This window comes from Streptomyces sp. NPDC002958 (assembly GCF_055563255.1).
On the sequence record NZ_JBVHDS010000013.1, the window covers coordinates 119,097 to 143,589 of the forward strand.

Below are 24,493 nucleotides of genomic sequence, written 5' to 3' on the forward strand. Positions count from 1 at the left end.
CGTGCCCGATGCGTAGTGCGCCCATGCTCCGTGCCCGATGCGTAGTGCGCCCGTGCGCCATGTGCGGTGTGCCCGGGCCCCTGCCCCGTGCGCCCGAGTCGTATAGCCGCGCATGTGCCGTCCGGATCCGTCAGCCGGCTGCGGACACGCCGTCGGCCCCTGCGGCGGTGTCGCGCAGCAGCAGGGCCGCGAGGGCCGACGCGGCGCCGCGTGGCGACGACGGATCCCGAACGGGGTCCCGATGGCCGTCACGGCCGTTGTCAGTGGCGGGGTGCACGATGGGGGACATGGCCGACTCTGCGCTCGACTCGTTCTCCCCCGCGACCCGCGGCTGGTTCGCGGGTTCCTTCAGCGCGCCCACCGCCGCGCAGGAAGGCGCCTGGCGCGCGATCCGCGAGGGTTCGGACGTGCTGGTCGTCGCGCCGACCGGCTCCGGCAAGACCCTGGCCGCGTTTCTCGCAGCGCTGGACGGGCTGGCGTCCGTCCCGCCGCCCGCCGAGGCGAAGAAGCGCTGCCGTGTGCTGTACGTGTCGCCCCTCAAGGCCCTCGCGGTCGATGTCGAGCGCAATCTCCGCTCCCCGCTGACCGGCATCCGCCAGGAGTCGGTGCGTCTGGGGCTGCCGGAGCCCGAGGTCCGGGTGGGAATCCGCTCCGGCGACACCCCGCCCTCCGAGCGCCGCTCGATGGCGACCCGGCCGCCGGACATCCTGATCACCACGCCCGAATCGCTTTTCCTGATGCTGACCTCATCGACCCGGGAGGCGCTGTCCGGCATCGAGACAGTGATTCTCGACGAAGTGCATGCCGTTGCGGGTACGAAGCGGGGCGCCCATCTGGCCGTATCGCTGGAGCGGCTCGACGAGCTGCTGCCGCGCCCGGCACGGCGCATCGGCCTGTCGGCGACGGTCCGCCCCGTCGACGAGGTGGCACGCTTCCTCTCACCCCGGCGGAAGGTGGAGATCGTCCAGCCCCCGTCAACCAAACAGTTCGACCTGTCGGTGGTCGTGCCGGTCGAGGATCTGGGCGAGCTCGGCGGCTCCCCCACCGCCGACACCGATCAGGCGGGCCAGGCGAACAAGCCGTCGATCTGGCCCCATGTCGAGGAACGCATCGTCGATCTCGTCCAGGATCATCGCTCCACCATCGTCTTCGCCAATTCCCGCCGCCTGGCGGAGCGGCTGTGCAATCGGCTCAACGAGATCGCGTACGAGCGGGCCACCGGCACCGTGCTGGATGAGCACGGCCCCGCGCCGACCCTGCCGGAGGCACACTCCCCGGCCGAGATCATGGCCCAGTCGGGCGCGGCGAAGGGCGTCCCCGCACTGCTGGCCCGTGCCCACCACGGTTCGGTCTCCAAGGAACAGCGCACCCAGGTCGAGGAGGACCTCAAGGCGGGCCGGTTGCCGGCCGTGGTCGCCACCTCCAGTCTGGAGCTGGGCATCGACATGGGGGCGGTCGATCTGGTGGTCCAGGTGGAGTCGCCGCCGTCGGTTGCCTCCGGACTGCAACGGGTCGGCCGGGCCGGGCACCAGGTCGGTGCGGTCTCCACCGGCGTGGTCTTCCCGAAGTACCGGGGCGATCTGGTGCAGGCGGCCGTAGTTACTGAGCGGATGCGCGAGGGCTCCATCGAGGCGCTCCGGATCCCGTCCAACCCCCTCGATGTACTGGCCCAGCAGCTCGTCGCGATGGTCGCCCTGGACAGCTGGCAGGTGGACGATCTGCTGGCCGTGACCCGTCGCGCCGCCCCCTTCGCCTCCCTGCCCGAGTCGGCGTTCACCGCCGTGCTGGACATGCTCGCCGGCCGCTATCCGTCCGACGCCTTCGCCGAGCTGCGCCCGCGTGTGGTCTGGGACCGGGTGGCCGGTACGGTCGCGGGGCGCCCAGGCGCCCAGCGGCTCGCCGTCACCTCCGGAGGGACCATCCCCGACCGCGGGCTCTTCGGGGTCTTCCTCGCCGGTGCCGACCCCAAGAAGGGCGGCGGCCGCGTCGGTGAGCTGGACGAGGAGATGGTGTACGAGTCCCGGGTCGGCGACGTCTTCACGCTGGGCACCACGTCCTGGCGGATCGAGGACATCACCCGCGACCGGGTCCTGGTCTCGCCCGCCCCCGGGGTTCCCGGCCGGTTGCCGTTCTGGAAGGGCGACCAGCTGGGCCGTCCGCTGGAGCTTGGGCGCGCGCTGGGCGCGTTTCTCCGCGAGATCGGCGGACTGCCGCCGGAGGATGCCCGACAGCGTCTGCTCGCCGCCGGTCTCGACACCTGGGCCGCCGACAACACCCTGTCGTACATCGACGAACAGCGCCGCGCCTGCGGTCATGTGCCGGACGACCGGACCATCCTCGTCGAGCGTTTCCGCGACGAGCTGGGTGACTGGCGGGTCGTCGTCCACTCCCCGTTCGGCGCGCAGGTGCATGCCCCGTGGGCGCTGGCGCTGAACGCCCGCCTCGCCGAGCGGTACGGCATGGATGCCCAGGTGATGCATGCCGACGACGGCATAGTGCTGCGGCTGCCCGATGCCGATCTGATGGGACTGGACCTGCTGGACTTCGATCCGGCGCAGGACCCCGCCCAGGACCCGGCACTGCTGCCGGGCCCCTCGTACGACAGCGGACAACCGCCCGTCGGCGCTGCGGATGTGACCTTCGACCAGGGCGAGATCGGTCAGATCGTCACCGACCAGGTGGGCGGTTCGGCCCTGTTCGCCTCCCGGTTCCGCGAGTGCGCGGCGCGCGCCCTGCTGCTGCCACGGCGCAGCCCCGGCAAGCGCACCCCGCTCTGGCAGCAGCGCCAGCGCGCCGCACAACTCCTCCAGGTCGCTTCCGAGTTCGGCTCCTTCCCGATCGTTCTGGAAGCGGTCCGCGAATGCCTCCAGGATGTCTTCGACGTCCCGGGGCTCACGGAACTCATGGGGGACCTCGAAGCGCGCCGTATCCGACTGGTCGAGGTGACCACCCCGGAGCCCTCACCCTTCGCCCGCTCGCTCCTGTTCGGCTATGTCGCCCAGTTCCTGTACGAGGGCGACTCGCCCCTCGCCGAACGGCGGGCCGCCGCCCTCTCCCTCGACTCCCACCTCCTGGCCGAGCTCCTCGGCCAGGCAGAGCTGCGCGAGCTGCTCGATGCCGATGTCCTGACCGAGCTGGAGCAAGAGCTCCAGTGGCTGACCGAGGACCGTCGGATCAAGGACACCGAAGGCGTCGCCGATCTCCTTCGGGTCCTCGGCCCGCTCACCGACGCGGAGTTGGCCGAGCGCGGCGCCCAACCACCCTGGGCCCCGGAGCTGTCCGCCGCCCGCCGGGCCATCCGGGTCCGGATCGGCGGAGCGGACCACTGGGCCGCGATCGAGGACGCGGGACGGCTGCGCGACGCACTGGGCACCGCCCTCCCGGTCGGCGTCCCCGAGGCGTTCACCGAACCTATGAAGGACCCCCTCGGCGATCTCCTCGCCCGATACGCCCGTACGCACGGCCCGTTCACCTCCACCGAGGCCGCCACCCGCTTCGGCCTCGGCACCGCTGTCACGGACGGTGCACTCCAACGACTCGCCGCAAGCGGCCGGATCGTCCAGGGCGAGTTCCACCCCGCCGGCATCGGCCAGGAGTGGTGCGACGCCACCGTGCTGCGCCGACTGCGCCGTCGCTCGCTCGCCGCCCTCCGTCATGAGCTGGAGCCGGTTTCACCGGCCGCCCTCGCCGGCTTCCTTCCGCAGTGGCAGCACCTGGGCAACAACAGCCTGCGCGGCATCGACGGACTGGCCCGCGCCATCGAGCAGTTGCAGGGTGCACCCGTCCCGGCGTCGGCCCTGGAGAAACTGATCCTGCCGGGCCGGGTCAGGGGCTACACCTCCGCGTTGCTCGACGAGCTGACGACCACCGGCGAGGTCCTCTGGGCCGGTGCGGGTGCCCTTCCCGGCAAGGACGGCTGGCTGTCCCTCTACCTCGCCGACAGCGCGCCCCTGCTCCTCCCGCCCCCGCACCCGCTTGAGCTCAGCGCGTTGCACGAATCCGTCCTCACAGCCTTGACCGGTGGGTACGGACTGTTCTTCCGGCAGATCGCCGACCAGGTCCACGCCACCACGCACCCGGACTGCACCGATCCACAGCTGGCCGATGCCATATGGGACCTGGCCTGGTCGGGCCGGCTTACCAATGACACGCTCGCCCCATTGCGTTCGCTCCTCGGCTCCGGTCGCACGGCGGGATCGACCGCCCATCGCGCCAAACGGAGTGTCCCGCGCGGACGATACGGCTCGCTCACCGCCGCCGCACGGCCCGCGTCCCGCACCGGCCCGCCCACCGTGTCGGGCCGCTGGTCCCTGCTGCCCGCCACCGAACCCGACCCCACGCATCGTGCGCACGCCCTGGCCCGCACGCTCCTCGACCGCCACGGGGTGGTGACGCGCGGCGCGGTCCAGGCCGAAGGCGTCGAGGGCGGCTTCTCCGCGACGTACCGCGTCCTCTCCGCCTTCGAGGACAACGGGCAGGCCCGGCGCGGCTATGTCGTCGAGGGTCTGGGAGCGGCGCAGTTCGCGATGGACGGCGCGGTCGACCGGCTGCGCGCCATATCCACCGCCAGCGACCGTACGGGGCCGGGCGTCGCGCCGCACGCCCTGGTCCTCGCCGCTGCGGACCCGGCCAATGCCTATGGCGCGGCCCTGCCCTGGCCCGAGCCGCCGGACGGCGCCGGGCACAAACCGGGCCGCAAGGCGGGCGCCCTGGTGGTGCTGGTCGACGGCGAACTTGCGATGTACATGGAGCGCGGCGGCAAGACGCTGCTGGCCTGGCCCACCGACCCGGAGGACCCGGCACTCCTCGCGGCAGCCGGAGCACTGGCGGCGGCCGCCCGCGCCGGGGCGCTCGGCACGGTCACGGTGGAACGCACCAACGGCGCCTCATCCCTGACCTCCCCGCTCGGCCGCACGCTGGAGGCGGCTGGATTCCTGGCAACCCCGAGGGGCCTCCGCCTGCGCGCCTGAAACACCTACACGCCCTGAACCACCCGCACACCTCACGCCCCGTACGCCGCACCCAACACCACGCGCCCGCACCACCCACACCGCCCGCATCCAGCACGCCGCACCACCCACACCGCCCGCATCCAGCACGCCGCACCACCCACACCGCCCGCATCCAGCACGCCGCACCACCCACACCGCCCGCGTCCAGCACGCCGCACTCCCCACCCGACCCCGCATCATGGAGGCATGCCCGAAGGAGACACCGTCCTGCAGACCGCCAAACGTCTGCACACCGCACTCGCCGGCCAGGTCCTCATCCACTCCGACCTGCGTGTCCCCCGGTTCGCCACCGCTGACCTCACCGGCAGGACGGTTCTGGACGTCGCCTCGCGCGGCAAGCATCTCCTCACCCGCATCGAGGGTGGCCTCACCCTCCACAGCCATCTGCGGATGGACGGCGCCTGGCGCGTCTACGCCCCGGGCGAGCGATGGCGCGGCGGCCCCGCCCACCAGATCCGCGCCGTCCTCGCCAACACGGAGCACACTGCCGTCGGCTACCGGCTCCCCGTCCTCGAACTCGTCCGCACCCAGGACGAGGAGCAGGCGGTCGGCCGTCTCGGCCCCGATCTGCTGGGCCCCGACTGGAACCCCGGCATCGCTCTGCGCAATCTGCTCAGCGACCCCGCCCGCCCCCTCGGCGAGGCCCTGCTGGACCAGCGCAATCTGGCCGGAATCGGCAACATCTACAAGGCCGAGCTCTGCTTCCTCGCCCGCGCCACCCCCTGGCTCCCCATCGGTGACCTGGCCGCCCCCACCGCCGCCCGCCTCGTCAGCACGGCCAAGCAGCTCCTCGAAGCCAATCGCGACCGCCCCATGCGCACGACGACAAGCTCAGCTCCCCGCAGGTACGGCCCGAATGAACGGGAACGGCTCTGGGTCTACGGCAGGACCAACCGCCCTTGTCTGCGCTGCGGCACACCCATCCGCACGGCCGATCAGGATGCCCGCCCCACCTACTGGTGTCCGCGCTGCCAATCGGGTCCCACAGGTCGGGGTCCACAAGCTAGTTGACCCACAGGCTAGTTGACGAGCCGTCAGATCCAGTCGTACCGTCCGGTCATGTCCCTCACCGCGTACGACCTCACGGGCCGCTCCGCGTTCATCACCGGCGCTGCGGGCGGCATCGGCCGCGCAGGCGCCATCCTGCTCGCAGCGGCGGGCGCCACCGTGCACTGCGCGGACCGCGACGAGAAGGGCCTGCTGGAGACCCGGGACTTGATCGCCGAAGCGGGTGGTACATCCCGCATCCACACCCTCGATGTCACCGACCGCGGTCGGATCAGGGCCGCGGTGGCCGCCGCGGGCGACCTCGACATCCTGGCCGCCGTAGCCGGAATCATGCATACGAGCAGCGTCCTGAAGACTGCGGACAACGACCTCGATCGCGTCCTCTCAGTCAATTTCAAGGGCGTTCTGTACGCCTGTCAGGAGGTGGCTCGCGGCATGATCGCGCGCGGCGCACCCGGCTCGCTGATCACGATGGCCTCGGGAGCGGTCGACGCCGCGAGTCCGGGGCTGCTCTGCTACAGCGCGGCCAAGGCGGCGGTCGTCCAGCTGACGAAGACCCTCGCGACCGAGCTGGGGCCTCATTCCATCCGCGTCAACGCCGTCGCCCCGGGCTGGATCCGTACGCCCATGACCACCCGCCACGACGCGGACGGGCAACACCGGGCGGAGGCCACGATGGCGCGGATGTCACCGCTCGGCCGGGTCGGCGAACCCGAGGACGTCGCCCATTCCCTGCTCTATCTCGCATCCGATGCGTCGGCCTTCATGACCGGCCAGATCCTCCGCCCGAACGGCGGCGTATCCATGCCCTGGTAGTCCGCCGGGCCCGGCCGGCGCACCGCATCCCGACAGCAGCCCACCGGTCCACGCACCGCTTCCCGACAGCAGCCCACTGGTCCACGCACCGCTTCCCGTCAGAGGCCGCCCGATCTATGCACCGCATCCCGACAGCGGCCCACCAACCCGCGCACCGCTTCCCGACAGCGACCCGCTGATCCACGCACCACTTACCCACAGCGGCCCACCGACCCACATCCGCATCCGCACCGCCGTCCCCCGCCGGCCCAGCAGTCGCGGCTACATGCACGGGAAGGAGGCTCAGCCCCCATCCGCCCGCCACCACCGCAGCCTCGACAAGCCCCGCATGGGCCGGTTCCAGCACGAGCCGCAACACGGCCCACCACCACACCCCGCCGAGAACGAGCGCCGGCACCCATCGCCGTACCATGGCTGCCTCCTCCGGCCGAACTTAGCCCGGCCCGCTCGCCCGGCGGGAGGGCGCACCGGTGCACCACCGGCGCGCAGTACGCAGCCGCAGACCGTTGTGCGCTCTCCGCCCGGGACATCCGGGCTTGTTCCGGTTCACGGCTCCACCTGGTCCGGAGGCACTCGGGCACCCCGGCACAGGCCTGATCGGGCGGATCAGACTGTGTCAGGCCACGTCAGACCGTGGCAGGCCACCAGTGATCTCCCTGATCAATGCCTCTTATTCGCAGTCTCACCCAGACACTCCCGAGCCGCATCCAGAACGGACCACGCCCGCCCCCGAGGCATGCAGAAGCCCCGGTCGCCCCCTTGAGGGGCCAGCCGGGGCTCCGCTTCACACCGGACCGCGCGGGTCAGGCGGCGACGACATCCACCGCTTCCGCGGGCGCCTTGATGGTCACCCGCCCCGTCGGTACACCTGCCACCGACGTCACGGAGACGGAATTGAGCATGGGACGTACCGGCACAGGTACCGGATCGCTGGCTGCTGCCGACTCGGCCAGTTCGGCCAGCGACAGCTCATCGCTCACTTCACGCATGAGCTCGGACATCCGTACGTCAAGCGCGTCGCAAATAGCAGAGAGCAGTTCGGAGGATGCCTCCTTCTGCCCCCGCTCCACCTCGGAGAGATAGCCGAGCGAGACTCGGGCGGACGAGGAGACTTCGCGCAGAGTACGGCCTTGGCGCTGGCGCTGCCGACGCAGCACGTCACCAAGCAGGCGACGGAGCAGAATCATCGGTGGCTCCCTCCTCGGACCGCGTAGCCGCATCCTTCACGCCCCACCGTACCGCCTTGCGCCGCGGCCGTGCGGGGAGCGATGTCGTGTTCACTCAGGGCTGCAAACATCAATTCCCCCCGTTCTGTTCCGTATCCTATGCGCTTGCATTCTTGCCGAGTTCGACGGAAAGCAATGCGAGCACGCTCCGTACGCTCTCCCTACGGATGTCCGCACGCCCGCCGTTCAATCGCAGCGCGGTCACATTCTCCGCGCCGTGCGGCCCGGCCACCGCAACATAGACCGTGCCGACGGGCTTGCCGTCCTGCGGTTCGGGGCCTGCGACCCCGGTTGTGGCCATACCCCAGTCTGCCCCGAGGACGCGGCGCACACCTGCCGCCATCTGCCGCGCCACCTCCGGGTCGACCGCACCGCGCTCCGCCAGGAGGACGCCGTCCACACCCAGCAGTTCCCGCTTCAGGGGCGTTGCGTACGCCGTCACGGACCCGCGGAAGGACTTCGAGGCACCTGGTACGGAAGTCAGCTCCGCCGCGACCAGACCGCCGGTCAGGGACTCGGCGACAGCAAGAGTCTCGCCACGTTCCACAAGCAGTTCCAGCACCCGGGCTGCGGCATTCACCGCTCGGCCTCCGACGGACCACGGGCACCCGCGCCCTCGGAGACCGGCCCCATACCCTCGACAGCCCCGGGCTCCGCGGCAGCCTCCGCCGCGGCAGCCCGCTCTGCCGCGAGCCCCTTGCGCCGCAGCACGACGGCCTGGCGCACATAGTCGAGCCCGGTGACGACCGTCAGCACGACGGCCACCGCCATCACCCAGAAGCGCAGGGTGGCGAGTGGACCGGTCAGCGCCAGGACGTACATGCCGACGGCCGTGCCCTGCGCCAGAGTCTTCATCTTCCCGCCGCGACTGGCCGGGATCACCGCATGCCGTATCACCCAGAACCGCATCAGCGTGATGCCGATCTCGCGGAAGAGGATCACGCCCGTAACCCACCAGGGCAGTTCTCCGAGATACGACAGAGAGATCAGCGCCGCACCCATGATCGCCTTGTCCGCGATCGGGTCGGCGATCTTCCCGAAGTCGGTGACCAGGTTGTATGTGCGCGCGAGGTGACCGTCGAACAGGTCGGTGATCATGGCGATGGCGAACGCCGCCCAGGCGAAGGACCGCCAGGCCGGGTCGTAGCCGCCATTGTGCAGCAGCAGCAGCACGAAGCCGGGCACCAGCACCAGCCGCAGCATGGTGAGCAGGTTGGCGATGTTCCACAGACTGGCCTGATTGACGGCCGCAGTACCCAGCTTGCCGCCGCGGACCGGCTTCGCGCCGGAGCCGCCTGCCGCGGATGCCGGGACTCCCGTCATCTGGCCGCCTCCACGATTTCGCAACACTCGGCCACCAGGTCCACTCCCTCGGTGCCCACAACCTTCGCCTCGACCATACGGCCGGGCACGAGGCCCTCGCGTGCGGTGAAGAGCACCTGGCCGTCCGTTTCGGGTGCCTGGTGCGCCGCACGCCCCACCGCACGCGGCTCGTCCTCGGTGGAGTCGACGGACTCGACCAACACCTGGAGGGACTCCCCGAGGCGCTCCTCGGCACGCTGCGAGGTCAGCTCCTCGGCCAGTTGCGAGATGTGCGCGAGCCGCTCCGCGATGACGTCGGCGTCCCGCTTGTTCTCGTATCCGACTGCCTCGGTGCCCTCCTCGTCGGAGTAGCCGAAGACGCCAATCGCGTCGAGCCGGGCACCGGTGAGGAAGCGCTCCAGCTCCGCCAGGTCGGCCTCGGTCTCACCGGGGAAGCCCACGATGAAGTTGGAGCGGGCACCGGCCTGCGGCGCCTTGCTGCGGATGGTGTCCAGGAGCTCCAGGAAGCGGTCGGTGTCACCGAAACGGCGCATCGCCCGCAGCACACCGGGTGCCGAGTGCTGGAAGGACAGGTCGAAGTACGGCGCGACCTTCGGGGTCGAGGTCAGTACGTCGATGAGGCCCGGCCGCATCTCCGCCGGCTGCAGATAGCTGACCCGGATCCGCTCGATCCCCTCGACGTCGGCGAGCTCCGGCAGCAGCGTCTCCAGCAGCCGGATGTCGCCGAGGTCCTTGCCGTACGAGGTGTTGTTCTCGGAGACGAGCATGACCTCCTTCACGCCCTGCTCGGCCAGCCAGCGGGTCTCCCCCAGCACGTCCGAGGGCCGCCGCGAGATGAAGGAGCCGCGGAAGGACGGGATGGCGCAGAAGGAGCAGCGGCGGTCGCAGCCGGAGGCGAGTTTCACCGAGGCGACGGGGCTGGTTCCCAGCCGCCGGCGCAGCGGCGCACGCGGCCCGGAGACCGGAGCGACTCCGTCGGGAAGGTCCTCGGGGGCGGGGGCCGATGCGGCCTCCTGTGCGTGCCCGGGCAGGGCCACGGCGGCGTCCTGCCGCTCGGCCGGGCTGATCGGCAGGAGCTTGCGGCGGTCGCGCGGGGTGTGCGAGGCGTGGATGCCGCCGTTGAGGATGGTCTGGAGGCGGTCGGAGATGTCGGCGTAGTCATCGAATCCGAGGACGCCGTCCGCTTCGGGCAGGGCCTCGGCGAGGTCCTTGCCGTAGCGCTCGGCCATGCAGCCGACGGCGACCACGGCCTGGGTCCTGCCGTGGTCCTTCAGATCATTGGCTTCGAGCAGGGCGTCGACGGAGTCCTTCTTGGCGGCCTCGACGAATCCACAGGTGTTGACAACGGCGACGTCCGCGTCGGAGGCATCCTCGACGAGCTTCCAGCCGTCCGCTGCCAAGCGGCCTGCGAGCTCCTCCGAGTCCACCTCGTTACGGGCGCAGCCAAGAGTGACAAGGGCGACGGTACGGCGTTCGGGCATGGGCTCAAGACTACTTTGTCCCGGCACTCACCCTGCCGTGCAGGGTTCCTCTGTCGCACCGAGCAACAAAGGCGGCGAGCGCCCGGCAGGATTGCCGGGCGCTCGCCGTGCTGCTCATACCGCGTCGGAAACCATACGTACGCCGGTCAGCCGACGGCCGGGTCGCCCTTCGTGTACGAGAGCCGCTCGACCTGACCGGGCTGGAACTTCTCCTCGACCTTCTTGCCGTTCACAAAGAGCTCGATGGACCCGGCGTCACCGAGGACGAGGTCGACCCTCTCCTGATCCTGGAAGGTCTTGGACTCGCCCTGCAACAGCAGACCGTCGAAGAGCAGCCGCCCGTTGTGGTCCTTGGCGGAGATCCAGCTCTTGCCCTGGCTGGCGCTGAGCTTCACCGTCACCTTGTCCCTGGGTGCCGCGGCGATGGCACTGTCGGAAGGCGCCGGCTTGGGGTCGACGGGCTTGGTGGTCTTCGGCTTGGGGCTCTTCGTGTTGGCCGTCGAGCCCTCCGCGACCTGCGTAGCCGTGGAGCTGTCGTCGCCGCCCTTGAGGAAGGTGAAGCCGACGAAACCGACGACGACGACGATCGCCGCGACCATGGCCGCCGTCCAGTTGGGCCGACGAGGTTCGGAACGGATTCTCTCGGCCTCGAACAGCGGCGCCGCGGGCGTGGGTGCGGGGCGGCCGCCGTGATCGTCGTCGTACTGCGAAACCAGCGGTTCCGGATCGGTCCCGACGGCACGCGCCAACGTACGGATATGGCCGCGCGCATACACGTCGCCGCCGCAGCGGGAGAAGTCGTCCTCTTCGATCGCGTGCACGATGGGGATGCGCACCCGGGTGGACAAACTGATCTCTTCGACCGTGAGACCTGCGGCGATACGAGCCTGCTGGAGCACTCGACCGATCGAAGGCCGGTCGTCTTCGGGGGAGTTGCCGATGGACACGGGGGCGCCTTTCGAGCGTGAGCCACCTGCTGGGTGTTCAGTCTAGGGGGGGTACAAAAGGGTGGGGCAACCGGGAGGAAGGAGTTTTTACGCCATCGGACTCGAACACTGTCGGATTCGCCGGGCCGCCCCGCCGAGAAGGACAATCCTGCCGCCCTTCCCTTCAACTTGACGTACGACCCGACGAAACGGTTGCCCTCATTTCTCCTACGAAGCGGTTTCCCCGCGGATCAATGCCAACGCCCCGTCCAGCTCGTCCGGTTTCACCATGACATCGCGCGCCTTGGATCCCTCGCTCGGCCCGACGATGTTCCTCGACTCCATCAGGTCCATCAGCCGTCCGGCCTTGGCGAAGCCGACCCGCAGCTTGCGCTGAAGCATCGAGGTGGACCCGAACTGGGTGGAGACGACCAGTTCAGCGGCCTGGCAGAGCAGATCCAGGTCGTCGCCGATGTCCTCGTCGATCTCCTTCTTCCTGGCCGTGCCGACCACCACGTCCTCGCGGAAGACCGGCGCCATCTGATCCTTGCAGTGCTGGACAACAGCCGCGACCTCGTCCTCGGTGACGAAGGCTCCCTGCATTCGGGTGGGCTTGTTGGCCCCCATCGGCAGGAACAGACCGTCACCCTTTCCGATGAGCTTCTCGGCACCGGGCTGGTCGAGGATGACGCGGCTGTCGGCCAGCGAAGACGTCGCGAAGGCGAGCCGGGAGGGCACGTTCGCCTTGATCAGACCGGTGACGACGTCGACCGAGGGCCGCTGGGTCGCCAGCACCAGGTGGATACCGGCGGCGCGGGCCAGCTGGGTGATACGCACGATGGCGTCCTCGACATCACGCGGAGCGACCATCATCAGGTCGGCCAGCTCGTCGACGATCACCAGCAGATACGGGTACGGCGAGAGCTCTCGCTCGCTGCCCTCCGGCGGCTTGACCTTGCCATTGCGCACGGCCTGGTTGAAGTCGTCGATGTGCCGGTACCCGAACGCGGCGAGGTCGTCGTACCGGAGGTCCATCTCCCGTACGACCCACTGGAGGGCCTCGGCGGCACGCTTGGGGTTGGTGATGATCGGCGTGATCAGGTGCGGGATGCCCTCGTAGGCGGTCAGCTCGACGCGCTTGGGGTCGACCAGCACCATCCGGACGTCGTCCGGCGTCGCCCGCACCATGACCGAGGTGATCAGACAGTTGATGCAGGAAGACTTGCCGGAACCGGTCGCGCCGGCCACCAGCACGTGCGGCATCTTCGCCAGATTGGCCATCACATAGCCGCCCTCGACGTCCTTGCCGAGCGCAACGAGCATCGGATGGTCGTCCTCGGCGGCGTCCGCGAGGCGCAGCACATCGCCGAGGTTGACCATCTCCCGGTCGGTGTTGGGGATCTCGATGCCGACCGCAGACTTGCCCGGGATCGGGGAGATGATCCGGACGTCGGGACTGGCGACGGCGTACGCGATGTTCTTCGCGAGCGCGGTGATCCGCTCGACCTTCACGGCGGGTCCGAGCTCCACCTCATACCGTGTGACCGTCGGTCCTCGGGTGAAGCCGGTGACGGCGGCGTCGACCTTGAACTCGGTGAAGACGTTCGTCAGGGACGCGACGATCGCGTCGTTGGCGGCGCTGCGGGTCTTGCCGGGCCCACCGCGTTCCAGCAGGTCGAGCGTGGGTAGCGAGTAGGTGATGTCGCCGGAGAGCTGAAGTTGTTCGGCTCGGGCCGGCATAGGCTGGGACTGCGACCGGTCGGGCGCGGGCTTCGTCAGATCGGGTACGCCGCCCGAGGGCACCGCCGCCTTCGCCGGTTTCCCTCTCCCGGTGGCGGGCTCGCCCTCCCTGGCGCCCGGCACCGGTGTGCCCGGGCGTTCGCGCTCGACGGAGACGCCCTGGGTGAGGTCGGCGACGATCGGCGAGGGCGGCATGCCGTTGAGCACGGCGCCGTCGAGCGCGGCGGCTGCGGCCGCGGCGACATCCACCGCGTCCATGGTGCGGTTCATCGCGGGCTGCACGGAGGGCCTGCGCGGCCTGCGGCGCTTGGACAGCGCGTCGGCCTCCGCCTGGTCGGGGTCGTACTCCGCGGGCGCCTCGGAGCGGCGTACGGAGGAGCGGCGGGAGCGGGCGGGCAGCGCATCGCGCCACTGCTCGTCGTAGCGCTCGTCGTCGCTCTCCTCGTCCGTCTCGGGGTCGTACACCGGGTCGACGATGCCCAGCTTGGTGCCGAGCAGCCGAAGTCGTTGCGGAATGGCGTTCACCGGGGTGGCGGTGACGACCAGCAGTCCGAAGACGGTGAGCAGCAACAACAGCGGTACGGCGAGGACCTCGCCCATCGTGTAGATCAACGGTTTGGAGGCCGCCCAGCCGACGAGCCCGCCCGCGTCGTGCATCGCCGTGGTGCCGTCCGCACGGCCGGGCGATCCGCACGCGATGTGGACCTGTCCCAGCACCCCGATGACCAGGGCGGAGAGGCCGATGACAATACGGCCGTTGGCCTCGGGCTTCTCCGGGTAGAGGATCAGCCGTACGGCGATGGCGCCGAGCAATATCGGCACGAGCAGATCGAGCCGGCCGAAGGCTCCGGTGACGAGCATCTCGACGAGGTCGCCGACGGGCCCGCGCAGATTCGACCAGGTGCCTGCGGCGACGACCAGCGCGAGACCGAGCAGCAGTAGCGCGACGCCGTCCTTGCGGTGCGCGGGATCGAGTCCCTTGGCGCCACGCCCTATGCCGCGGAACATCGCGCCGACGGCGTGGGCCGCACCGAGCCAGACGACGCGCACCACGCGGTACACACCACCGGTGGGCGACGGAGCCGGTTTGGGCGCGGCCGCCTTCTTGGCCACCGCCTTCTTGGCAGGAGCCTTCTTCGCGGGCGCGGTCTTCTTCGCGGCGGTCTTCTTCACGGGGGTCTTCTTCGCGGGCGCGGCTTTCTTGGCCGGCCCCGCGGTACGGCCGACGCGCTTCGCAGTGCCCGCCGTGCCCTGGGAACCCTTGCCGGACGTACGTGAGGCCATGGTGCCGAGGTTACCGGTGCCGACGACCGTGAACACGTGCGCCTGCCGCTTCACCCGACCGTGTCGCTGTGCAGAGGCCGCAAACTGACGCGTCCTCACGTCGCCGCACCACCGAACGCCCTGCCACCGGACCGTCGAACGGCCGAGACGGCAGGGCAGTTGGGCCGAGCATCCGAGCAACCGCCGGTTTCCCGACGGGAGGTCGCACCGCCGGACCGCTCCCCCGCCGCCCGGTCGCGCGGCAGTACAGCGTTACGAGGGAAGGGCGGCCGCGCCGCTTCCGGTGCCGGGCTCCAGCGCGTCGAGCGCCCGGCGCAGGCCGGTCAGCTTGCGTTCCAGGTGGGCGGCAGTGGCCACAGCCGCGGCGTCCGCCGACTCGTCGTCGAGCTGCTTGGAGAGTGCTTCGGCCTGCTCCTCGACGGCCGCGAGCCGCGCCGAGAGCTCCGCCAGCAGTCCCGCGGGCTCCTTCTCCTGGCCCCCGCTGCCGTTGGCATCACCCTCGAGCTGGAGACGCAGCAGCGCCGCCTGCTCGCGCAGCTTGCAGTTCTTCATGTAGAGCTCGACGAAGACCGAGACCTTGGCCCGCAGCACCCACGGGTCGAACGGCTTCGAGATGTAGTCCACCGCGCCCGCCGCGTAACCCCTGAAGGTGTGATGCGGACCATGATTGATCGCGGTGAGAAAGATGATCGGGATGTCCCGGGTCCGCTCCCGCCGCTTGATGTGCGCGGCAGTTTCGAAACCGTCCATGCCCGGCATCTGGACGTCCAGCAGAATGACCGCAAAGTCGTCCGTGAGCAGCGCTTTGAGCGCTTCCTCCCCTGACGATGCCCGTACCAGTGTCTGATCGAGCGCAGAGAGGATGGCCTCCAGCGCCAGCAGATTCTCCGGCCGGTCATCGACCAGGAGGATCTTGGCCTTCTGCACCATGGCCCGTCCTCCTCGCCCCGGAATTGCACCGGGCGCCGCCCCAGGGGACGACTCCCTTACGCCGTCCGTCCTTGTGCCGGTCATGGTAGCCGCACCCCGCCCGTCACCACACCCTGTCACCGCGATGTCACTGTGCACACAGCAGAAACGCGGTGAGGGACGAGAAGGTTCCCCGTATAGCGCCTTCCCACACCCCTGCGAGCACAGTCGATCATCAACTCATCGCGATTTCCTCAATTAATGATCACTCTCCGCGCATCCACTGCTCCATGACGGAAAGAAGATGATCAGGATCGACAGGCTTGGTGACATAGTCGGAAGCACCGGATTCGATCGCCTTCTCCCGGTCACCCTTCATGGCCTTCGCGGTCAGCGCGATGATCGGCAGCCCTGCGAACTGCGGCATCCTGCGGATCGCCGCCGTCGTGGCATAGCCGTCCATCTCCGGCATCATGATGTCCATCAGTACGACCGTCACATCGTCGTGCTGTTCCAGGACTTCGATGCCCACGCGTCCGTTCTCCGCGTACAGCACCGAAAGACCGTGCTGCTCCAGCACGCTGGTGAGCGCGAAGACGTTGCGGATGTCGTCGTCGACGATCAGCACCTTCTCGCCATGGAACCGGAACGTCCTGCGGACCTCCGGTTCCTCCTGTGCGCCGAGCGTCCACGGCTCCTGCGGAGTCGCGAGTGCGGCAGCGCGGGGCGGCAGCGCGGGCCGCCGCTCCGTGCTCCCCAGCATCTTGCGGCGACGCCGCATCAGCCCGGCGGCACCTGACGAATCGTGCGCGGTGGCCATCGGGTCAGCACCCGAACCGACCTCCGGAAGCAGACTTTCCTCAACTGTGGCGCCGTGCGCCTCGATGGGCCCCGGACCGATCTGCGGATAACCCTGAGGCGGCAACTCGCTCGGGTGCAGCGGCAGATACAGCGTGAAGGTCGAGCCGCGGCCCGGCTCGCTCGCCGCGTGGATCTCGCCGCCCAGCAGCCGGGCGATCTCCCGACTGATGGACAGGCCGAGCCCCGTACCGCCGTACTTACGACTGGTCGTACCGTCCGCCTGCTTGAACGCCTCGAAGATCACCAGCATCTTGCTGGACGCGATCCCGATACCGGTGTCGGTGACCGAGAAGGCGATCAGATCGGCATCGGCTTCACGCAGCGAGCCGGCCTCCAGGAGCTGCTCACGGATCGCGTTCGGCACATCCGCGTTGGCGTGCCGGATCACCAGCTCGACCGCCCCGCTGTCGGTGAACTTCACCGCGTTGGACAGGAGATTGCGCAGCACCTGGAGCAGCCGCTGCTCGTCCGTGTGCAGTGTCGCAGGCAACTCCGGCGAGACCTGTACGGAGAAGTCGAGCCCCTTCTCCGCGGTGAGCGGCCGGAATGTCGCCTCCACATAGTCGACCAGCTGGACCAGTGCGATCCGGGTCGGGCTGACGTCCATCTTCCCCGCCTCGACCTTCGTCAGATCGAGGATGTCGTTGATCAGCTGAAGCAGATCGGAACCGGCTCCGTGAATCGTCTCGGCGAACTCCACCTGCTTGGGCGAGAGATTGCCCTCGGCGTTGTCCGCGAGCAGCTTGGCAAGAATAAGCAGCGAGTTGAGCGGGGTACGCAACTCGTGCGACATGTTCGCCAGGAACTCCGACTTGTAACGCATCGAGACCGCGAGCTGCTCGGCGCGCTCCTCCAGGACCTGCCGGGCATCCTCGATCTCGGTGTTCTTGACCTCGATGTCGCGGTTCTGCTGGGCCAGCAGCTCGGCCTTCTCCTCCAGTTCGGCGTTGGAGGCCTGAAGCGCCTTCTGCCGGTTCTCCAACTCCTTCGAACGGTCGCGCAATTGCTCGGCCAGCTCCTGCGACTGCTCAAGGAGCTTCTCGGTCTTCGTATTGACGCTGATGGTGTTGACGCTCGTCGCGATCATCTCGGCGAGCTGGTTGAGAAAGTCCCGCTGGATATGGGTGAACGGTTGGAAAGAGGCCAGCTCGATCACACCGAGAACCTTGCCCTCGAAAAGCACCGGCAGCACGATCACATGCGCGGGCGGCGCCTCGCCGAGCCCGGAGGAAATCTTCAGGTATCCCGGCGGAACGTTGTCCACCTGGATGGTTCGCTTCTCCTCCGCCGCCGTGCCGATGAGCGTCTCACCGGGCCGGAAGGATGTCGGCATCGATCCCGCCGAGTATCCGTAGCTGCCCCTCATACGCAGTTCGTACGAGCTGTCCTTGTCGCTGTCCGATCCCACCGTGTCGGTGTCACCGGTCGGCATGGCCAGGAAGAACGCACCGTGCTGCGCGGAGACGACCGGAGTCAGCTCGCTCATGATGAGCGAGGCCACGTCGTCGAGGTCGCGCCGGCCCTGCATCAGACCGGAGATCCGGGCGAGGTTGCCCTTGAGCCAGTCCTGCTCCTTGTTGGTGGCCGTGGTGTCACGCAGGTTGGCGATCATCGTATTGATGTTGTCCTGCAGGGCCTGGATCTCGCCGGCCGCGTCCACATCGATCTTGAGGTTGAGATCGCCGCGGGTCACCGCGGTGGCGACGGCCGCGATGGCCCGCACCTGACGGGTGAGGTTCCCGGCCATCTCGTTCACCGATTCGGTGAGGTCGCGCCAGGTGCCGTCGACGTCCCGGACCCGGGCCTGGCCGCCCAACTGCCCCTCCGTACCGACCTCACGGGCCACCCGGGTCACCTGCTCGGCGAACGAGGACAGCTGGTCGACCATCGTGTTGATGGTGTTCTTCAGCTCCTGGATCTCACCGCGCGCGTCGATGTCGATCTTCTTGGTGAGATCGCCCTTGGCGATGGCCGTGGTGACCGTGGCGATCTGCCGCACCTGACCGGTCAGATTGGACGCCATCGAGTTCACGGACTCGGTGAGGTCCTTCCAGGTACCGGAGACGCCCGGAACGCGCGCCTGGCCGCCCAGTTCACCTTCCGTACCCACCTCGCGGGCGACTCGCGTCACCTCGTCGGCGAACGAGGACAGCGTCGTCACCATCGTGTTGACGGTGTCTGCGAGCTCGGCGACCTCGCCGCGCGCCTCGACGGTGACCTTCTTCGTCAGATCGCCGTTGGCGACCGCGGACGAGACCCGGGAGATGTTGCGCACCTGACTGGTCAGGTTGTTGGCCATCAGGTTGACGTTGTCGCTGAGGTCCTTCCAGATGCCGGTCGCACCGCGCACCCGGGCCTGGCCACCGAGGATGCCCTCGGTACCCACCTCGCGCGCGACTCGCGTCACCTCGTCGGCGAAGTTGAGCAGCTGATCGACCATGGTGTTGACGGTCGTGACCAGTTCGAGGATCTCACCCTTGGCATCGACCGTGATCTTCTTGGAGAGATCGCCCTTGGCGACCGCGGTGGTGACCTCGGCGATGTTGCGGACCTGCAGGGTCAGGTTGTTCGCCATGCCGTTGACGGACTGGGTGAGGTCCTTCCACGTACCGGACACACCCTGCACCTCTGCCTGGCCGCCGAGGATGCCCTCCGTACCCACCTCACGGGCGACCCGGGTCACCTGCTCGGCGAAGTTCGAGAGTTGGTCCACCATCGTGTTGAGGGTGTTCTTCAGCTCCAGGATCTCGCCGCGCGCGTCCACGTCGATCTTCTGCGACAAGTCACCGCGCGCCACCGCCGTGGCGACCTGCGCGATGTTACGGACCTGGGCGGTGAGGTTCCCCGCCATGCCGTTCACCGAATCGGTCAGATCACGCCACACACCGGCCACTCCGGGCACCTGAGCCTGCCCGCCGAGCCGTCCGTCGGTACCGACCTCGCGGGCGACCCGGGTCACCTGCTCAGCGAAGGCGGAGAGCTGGTCGACCATCGTGTTGATGGTGTTCTTCAGCTCCAGGATCTCGCCGCGCGCGTCCACGTCGATCTTCTGCGACAGGTCACCGCGCGCCACCGCCGTGGTCACCTGCGCGATCTGGCGCACCTGGGAGGTCAGGTTCCCGGCCATGAAGTTGACGGAGTCGGTGAGCTCCTTCCACGTACCGGAAACGCCGTCGACCCTCGCCTGGCCGCCGAGGCGGCCCTCCGTGCCCACGTCCCGCGCCATCCGCGTCACCTGGTCGGCGAAGGACGACAGCTGCGCCACCATCGTGTTGACGGTGTTCTTCAGCTCCAGCATCTCGCCCGCGACGTCGACGGTGACCTTCTGCGAGAGATCACCGTTGGCGACCGCGGTCGTCACCTGCGCGATGTCGCGCACCTGCCCCGTAAGGTTCCGGAACGCCGTGTTCACCGAGTCCGTGAGGTCCTTCCAGGTCCCCGCCGCCCCCGGCACCTCGGCCTGACCGCCCAGTCGGCCCTCGACACCGACCTCCCGGGCCACCCGGGTCACTTCCGAACCGAAGGACTGGAGCTGGTCCACCATCGTGTTGACGGTGTTCTTCAGCTCCAGCATCTCGCCCGCGACGTCGACGGTGACCTTCTGCGTCATGTCACCGCTGGCCACTGCCGTGGTCACCTGCGCGATGTCACGCACCTGAGTGGTCAAATTCCGGAAGACGGTGTTCACCGAGTCCGTGAGGTCCTTCCAGGTCCCCGCCGCCCCCGGCACCTGCGCCTGGCCACCGAGCAGGCCCTCGCCACCGACCTCGCTGGCCACCCGCGTCACTTCGTCCGCGAAGGTCCGCAGCGTCTCGGTCATCTGATTGATCGTCTCGGCCAGCTGCGCCACCTCGCCGCGGGCGCTCACCGTGACCTTCTGGGACAGGTCACCGTTGGCGACCGCGGTTGTCACCTCGGCGATCCCGCGCACCTGGGAGGTCAGGTTCCCGGCCATCGTGTTGACGGAATCGGTGAGGTCCTTCCACACCCCGGCCACACCGGGCACGGTCGCCTGCCCGCCCAGTTCGCCCTCCGTACCCACCTCACGGGCGACCCGGGTCACTTCGGAGGAGAACGACGACAGCTGGTCGACCATCGTGTTGACGGTGTTCTTGAGCTGGAGCATCTCGCCGGCCACATGGACGGTGACCTTCCGCGACAGATCACCCTTGGCGACCGCCGTCGTCACGAGGGCGATGTCCCGCACCTGTGCGGTCAGCCGGTACGCCATGGTGTTGACGGAGTCCGTGAGGTCCTTCCACGACCCGGACATTCCACGCACCTGGGCCTGTCCGCCCAGCTTGCCCTCAGTACCCACCTCGACCGCGACCCGCGTCACCTGCTCGGTGAACGCGGAGAGCTGGTCGACCAGGTTGTTGACCGTACGGGCGACCTTCAGGAACTCGCCGCGCAGCGGCCGTACCGTCTCGTCGGCCGTGTGCGACCGCAGCTCCATCCGCTGTTCGAGATCGCCGTCGGCCACCGCCGACAGCACCCGTCCGACCTCCGAGACCGGACGGGCCAGATCGTCGACCAGCTCGTTGGAGGCGTCGATGGCGGCGGCCCAGGAGCCCTCGCAGGCGCCCGTCTCGAGCCGCTCGGTGAGCTTGCCCTCACGTCCGACCACCCGCCGCACGCGGGCCAGCTCTCCGGTGAGATGGAGATTACGGTCGGCGACTTCGTTGAAAACTGCCGCGAGCTCCGCCATCACGCCATCACCCGAGACGGTCAGACGCCTGCGGAAGTTCCCGTCGCGCATCGCCACCAGGCCCGCCAACAGTCTGTTGAGCGCTGCCGCGTCGACGTCGATGGTTCCATTGCGCTGCTTTTTCACGGACTGTCCGCCTTTTGTGCGCGTGCCTGTTCCCCGCGCCGCCACGCCAGACTCCACCGTGATCCCTCCCGCAGGGGTTGCCCGTATCGCTCGGGCCTTATCTGGGAGCTTGCCCAGTTCCTCATTGGCTCACCGTCACAGCCCACCGTCGATGGGTGACCATGCGGACGTCAAATCGTTGAAACGTATCAGGCCGAACCAATCGGGGTGCAGCCTCCAACGGTTGTCGCACATCGCCCTGTTGGGAAGCCCACACTTGTCCGGTCACAAGTCCGTTCTTGGTCGTTCCTGCCCGAAGTCGGCCCTCGTGTACCTGGCACCGAGACCGAGCGTCTAGCCTGGCAGGCGAATCGAAGCGGCGAGAAACGGGCACAGGACTCGGGGAAGCGACGAGACACCATATGGGGAGTTCTGTGATCACCGCGCGCGCGGCTGCCACCTTCGACCCGGTCGGGCGCTCCGTCGCGACCGCCCGCGCCTTTGTCCGTGACACTCTCCAGGGGTGGGGATACACGGATGTCGTCGACGACGCCGTCGTCCTCACGAGCGAACTGGTGACCAACGCGGTGGTGCACGCGGGAACCGCCGCGGACGTGCTGTGCCTGCGTACGGAGGACGGCGTCCGGATCGAGGTCTCCGACCACTATCCGGAGCGCGAGATCCCGCTCCAGAGCACGGGGCTGAATTTCGGCAGCCCGGACCGTGAGAACGGCCGCGGACTCCTGCTCTGCGCGGCCCTCGCTTCCCGCTGGGGCGTCGAGTATTCACCCACCCGCAAACATGTCTGGTTCCAGCTCGATCTTCCCGAGCGCCCGGTGGGCATCCGCTCCGCCGGCCCCCTGCTCCCGGTCGGCCTGCTGCCGGTCGCCGACGAGCGCGTCCGGGTGGCCGTCGTCCAGATCGACAGCACAGGTTCCATCGCCGCTTGGAACGAGGACGCCGCGTTCCTCTTCGGATACGCCGCGGACCAGGTCACCGGGAAGCAGTTCACCGATTTCACCGCCTGGCCGCAGACGCCCGGCACCAACACGGGCATCGTCGAAGCGCTGCAGCTCTCGCGCTGGGAGGGCAGTTACGGAATCAGGGGCGCCGACGGCCGCACCATCCCTGTCTACGCCTCACACCTCCGGGTCCGCGACACCCACGGCGAACCGTCCACGGTCTGTCTGCTCGTCCGTGACTACGAACGCGCCGTGCTCCAGTCCCCGGTACGCACCCCGGTGTCCGACGCGAACGCCGAGAGCCACAAGACGGATCCGTTCGAGATCTTCATCGGCTCCCCCGCCCCCGACGACCTCGACGGCCTGCTCCAGCGCACGGTCGAGCGGGCGCGCGACATGCTCGACGCCGATTCGGCCTTTCTGCTGCTGGCGACGGACGACGAGACGGAACTGGAGGTACGGGCCACGACCGGGCTTCCCTCCGCCCGCCAGCGTTTCGCCCGGGTTCCGGTGGAGGCCGGTACCGGACGTTACGGCTCCGCCCGGATGCCCGCCGTCCACGAAGACCTCGACAACGTGCCCGGCGCCGTCCCCCTGCTCGGCGGCACGGGGATGCGCTCCGTCGTCACCGTCCCCTTGAAGGTCGAGGGACGCCTCACGGGTTCGCTGGGTGTCGCCACCGAAGCAGCCGGTCGCTACTCCAACGAGGAGGCCCTGCGCCTCCAGTTCGCCGCGGACCGCATCGCACTGGCGGTCGAATCGGCCCGTCTGGGCGAACTGGAACGTCTGCGCCGCGGTTCCCTCTCCTTCCTGGTCGAGGCCTCCGACCTGCTCGCCGGCACCCTCGACCGGGACCAGACCCTGGCTCTGATGGCCCAGATGACGGTCCCCACCTTGGCCACCTGGTGCGCCGTCTACACGATCGCCGACCAGTCCTCGGAGCCGTACCTCTCCTACGTGCTGCACGAGGACGAGGAGCGCATCGACGGCCTCAAGGCCCTGCTCTCCAAGATCGCTCCCCCGGACCCCGTGCCGACCCCCGGCGCCCGTGTCTGGGCGGGCCCGTCCGAGGCCGCTCACCAGGCCGCCCTGCGCACCTCGATGCGTACGCTCGGCCTCGGCGAACCCGGCGGGCTCGGCTCCGGCATCCGTACGACGCTCGCCACCGCCGCCGCGGTGGGCGGAGAGACGGTGGTCCTGCCACTCGTCGCCCGGAACCGCGTCATCGGCATGCTCACGCTCGGAAAGCCCTCCGACGACCATTTCCGCCAGGAGATCCTGGAACTGGCCGAGGACCTCTCCCGCCGCGCCGCCCTTGCCCTCGACAACGCCCGCCTCTACTCGGAGCGCACGGCGATCAGCCAGTCCCTGCAGCGCAGCCTGCTGCCGCCTGGCCTGCCCGAGGTGCCCAATGTCGAGATCGAGGTCATCTACCGCGCGGCGGGCGAGGGCAACGAAGTCGGCGGCGACTTCTACGACGTCTTCCCGATCCGCGACGGCGCCTACGGCTTCGCCATCGGTGACGTCTGCGGTACGGGTCCGGAGGCAGCAGCGGTCACGGGCCTCGCCCGCCACGCCCTGCGCCTCCTCGCCCGCGAGGGGTTCGGTGGCCCGGCCGTCCTGGAGCGTCTCAACGCCGCGATCCTGGACGAGGGCGCCCGCAGCCGCTTCCTGACCCTCCTGTACGGGGAGCTGTGGCCCCAGGAGGACGGCAGCGCGCTCCTGAAGGTGGTCTGCGCGGGGCACCCTCTGCCGCTGCGCCTGCGCCAGGACGGCTCGGTCGAGGCAGCGGCCGAACCTCAGCCCCTGCTGGGCGTCATCGAGGACCTCGATCTGTACGAGCAGACGGTGACCCTCGCCCCGGGCGATGTCCTGCTCTGCGTGACCGACGGCGTCACGGAACGCCGTGAAGGCGCCCGCATGCTCGGCGACGACGGCCTGGCGGACGTCCTGGCAACCTGTACCGGTCTTACGGCCGGCGCGGTGGCAGCACGCATCCTGCGGGCGGTCGAACGCTTCGCTGCCGAGCCGGCCTCCGACGACATGGCCATCCTCGCCATGCGCGTCCCTGAACCGCCCACCGCCTGACCGCACTTCTCGCACTCATCGGGGCCGGAGCCAATGAGGGGTAT

13 protein-coding genes are annotated in these 24,493 nt (G+C 69.1%); 4 read left to right on the forward strand and 9 right to left on the reverse strand.

What is annotated here, in order from left to right:
* Positions 1–130 precede the first annotated feature (130 nt).
* Positions 131–289 (reverse strand): hypothetical protein, encoded by a 159-nt coding sequence (locus tag ACZ3IC_RS22605; RefSeq protein WP_467418530.1) that lies wholly within the window; start codon positions 287–289, stop codon positions 131–133.
* On the opposite strand from ACZ3IC_RS22605, the gene ACZ3IC_RS22610 reads away from it, so the two are divergent.
* The 3 genes from ACZ3IC_RS22610 (at position 288) to ACZ3IC_RS22620 (ending at position 6,836) form a co-directional block, all read left to right on the forward strand.
* Positions 288–4,970 (forward strand): Lhr family helicase, encoded by a 4,683-nt coding sequence (locus tag ACZ3IC_RS22610; RefSeq protein WP_467418532.1) that lies wholly within the window; start codon positions 288–290, stop codon positions 4,968–4,970. The genes ACZ3IC_RS22605 and ACZ3IC_RS22610 overlap by 2 nt on opposite strands.
* Positions 4,971–5,198: 228 nt before the next feature.
* A complete protein-coding gene (locus ACZ3IC_RS22615; RefSeq protein ID WP_467418534.1) occupies positions 5,199–6,023 on the forward strand; it encodes a DNA-formamidopyrimidine glycosylase family protein in 825 nt (274 codons plus the stop codon).
* 48 nt (positions 6,024–6,071) lie between these two features.
* Positions 6,072–6,836, forward strand: coding sequence for an SDR family NAD(P)-dependent oxidoreductase (locus ACZ3IC_RS22620; RefSeq protein WP_467418535.1), 765 nt, complete (start codon positions 6,072–6,074; stop codon positions 6,834–6,836).
* Positions 6,837–7,639: 803 nt separating this feature from the next.
* On the opposite strand, the gene ACZ3IC_RS22625 is transcribed toward ACZ3IC_RS22620, so the two are convergent.
* The 8 genes from ACZ3IC_RS22625 to ACZ3IC_RS22660 form a co-directional block, all read right to left on the reverse strand.
* On the reverse strand, positions 7,640–8,023 hold the full coding sequence (locus ACZ3IC_RS22625; protein ID WP_018105285.1) for a helix-turn-helix domain-containing protein: 384 nt from the start codon (positions 8,021–8,023) through the stop codon (positions 7,640–7,642).
* Between the two features lie 136 nt (positions 8,024–8,159).
* Positions 8,160–8,642 (reverse strand): CinA family protein, encoded by a 483-nt coding sequence (locus ACZ3IC_RS22630; protein ID WP_467418536.1) that lies wholly within the window; start codon positions 8,640–8,642, stop codon positions 8,160–8,162.
* Complete coding sequence (gene pgsA, locus ACZ3IC_RS22635; RefSeq protein ID WP_467418538.1) at positions 8,639–9,385, reverse strand: CDP-diacylglycerol--glycerol-3-phosphate 3-phosphatidyltransferase; 747 nt, start codon at positions 9,383–9,385, stop codon at positions 8,639–8,641. Before pgsA ends, ACZ3IC_RS22630 begins: the two co-directional genes overlap by 4 nt.
* The gene (rimO, locus tag ACZ3IC_RS22640; protein ID WP_467418540.1) at positions 9,382–10,866 is read right to left on the reverse strand and encodes a 30S ribosomal protein S12 methylthiotransferase RimO; all 1,485 of its coding nucleotides are present in this window, start codon (positions 10,864–10,866) and stop codon (positions 9,382–9,384) included. Before rimO ends, pgsA begins: the two co-directional genes overlap by 4 nt.
* A 146-nt stretch (positions 10,867–11,012) precedes the next feature.
* A complete protein-coding gene (locus ACZ3IC_RS22645) occupies positions 11,013–11,813 on the reverse strand; it encodes a helix-turn-helix domain-containing protein (RefSeq protein WP_467418542.1) in 801 nt (266 codons plus the stop codon).
* A gap of 207 nt (positions 11,814–12,020) precedes the next feature.
* On the reverse strand, positions 12,021–14,816 hold the full coding sequence (locus ACZ3IC_RS22650) for a DNA translocase FtsK (protein ID WP_467418544.1): 2,796 nt from the start codon (positions 14,814–14,816) through the stop codon (positions 12,021–12,023).
* 252 nt (positions 14,817–15,068) lie between these two features.
* A complete protein-coding gene (locus ACZ3IC_RS22655) occupies positions 15,069–15,746 on the reverse strand; it encodes a response regulator (protein ID WP_467418546.1) in 678 nt (225 codons plus the stop codon).
* Between the two features lie 244 nt (positions 15,747–15,990).
* Complete coding sequence (locus ACZ3IC_RS22660; protein WP_467418547.1) at positions 15,991–21,420, reverse strand: HAMP domain-containing protein; 5,430 nt, start codon at positions 21,418–21,420, stop codon at positions 15,991–15,993.
* Between the two features lie 413 nt (positions 21,421–21,833).
* Here ACZ3IC_RS22660 and ACZ3IC_RS22665 point away from each other — a divergent pair, with 413 nt between their 5' ends.
* Positions 21,834–24,449 (forward strand): SpoIIE family protein phosphatase, encoded by a 2,616-nt coding sequence (locus tag ACZ3IC_RS22665; RefSeq protein ID WP_467418577.1) that lies wholly within the window; start codon positions 21,834–21,836, stop codon positions 24,447–24,449.
* The last annotated feature ends 44 nt before the right edge of the window (positions 24,450–24,493 follow it).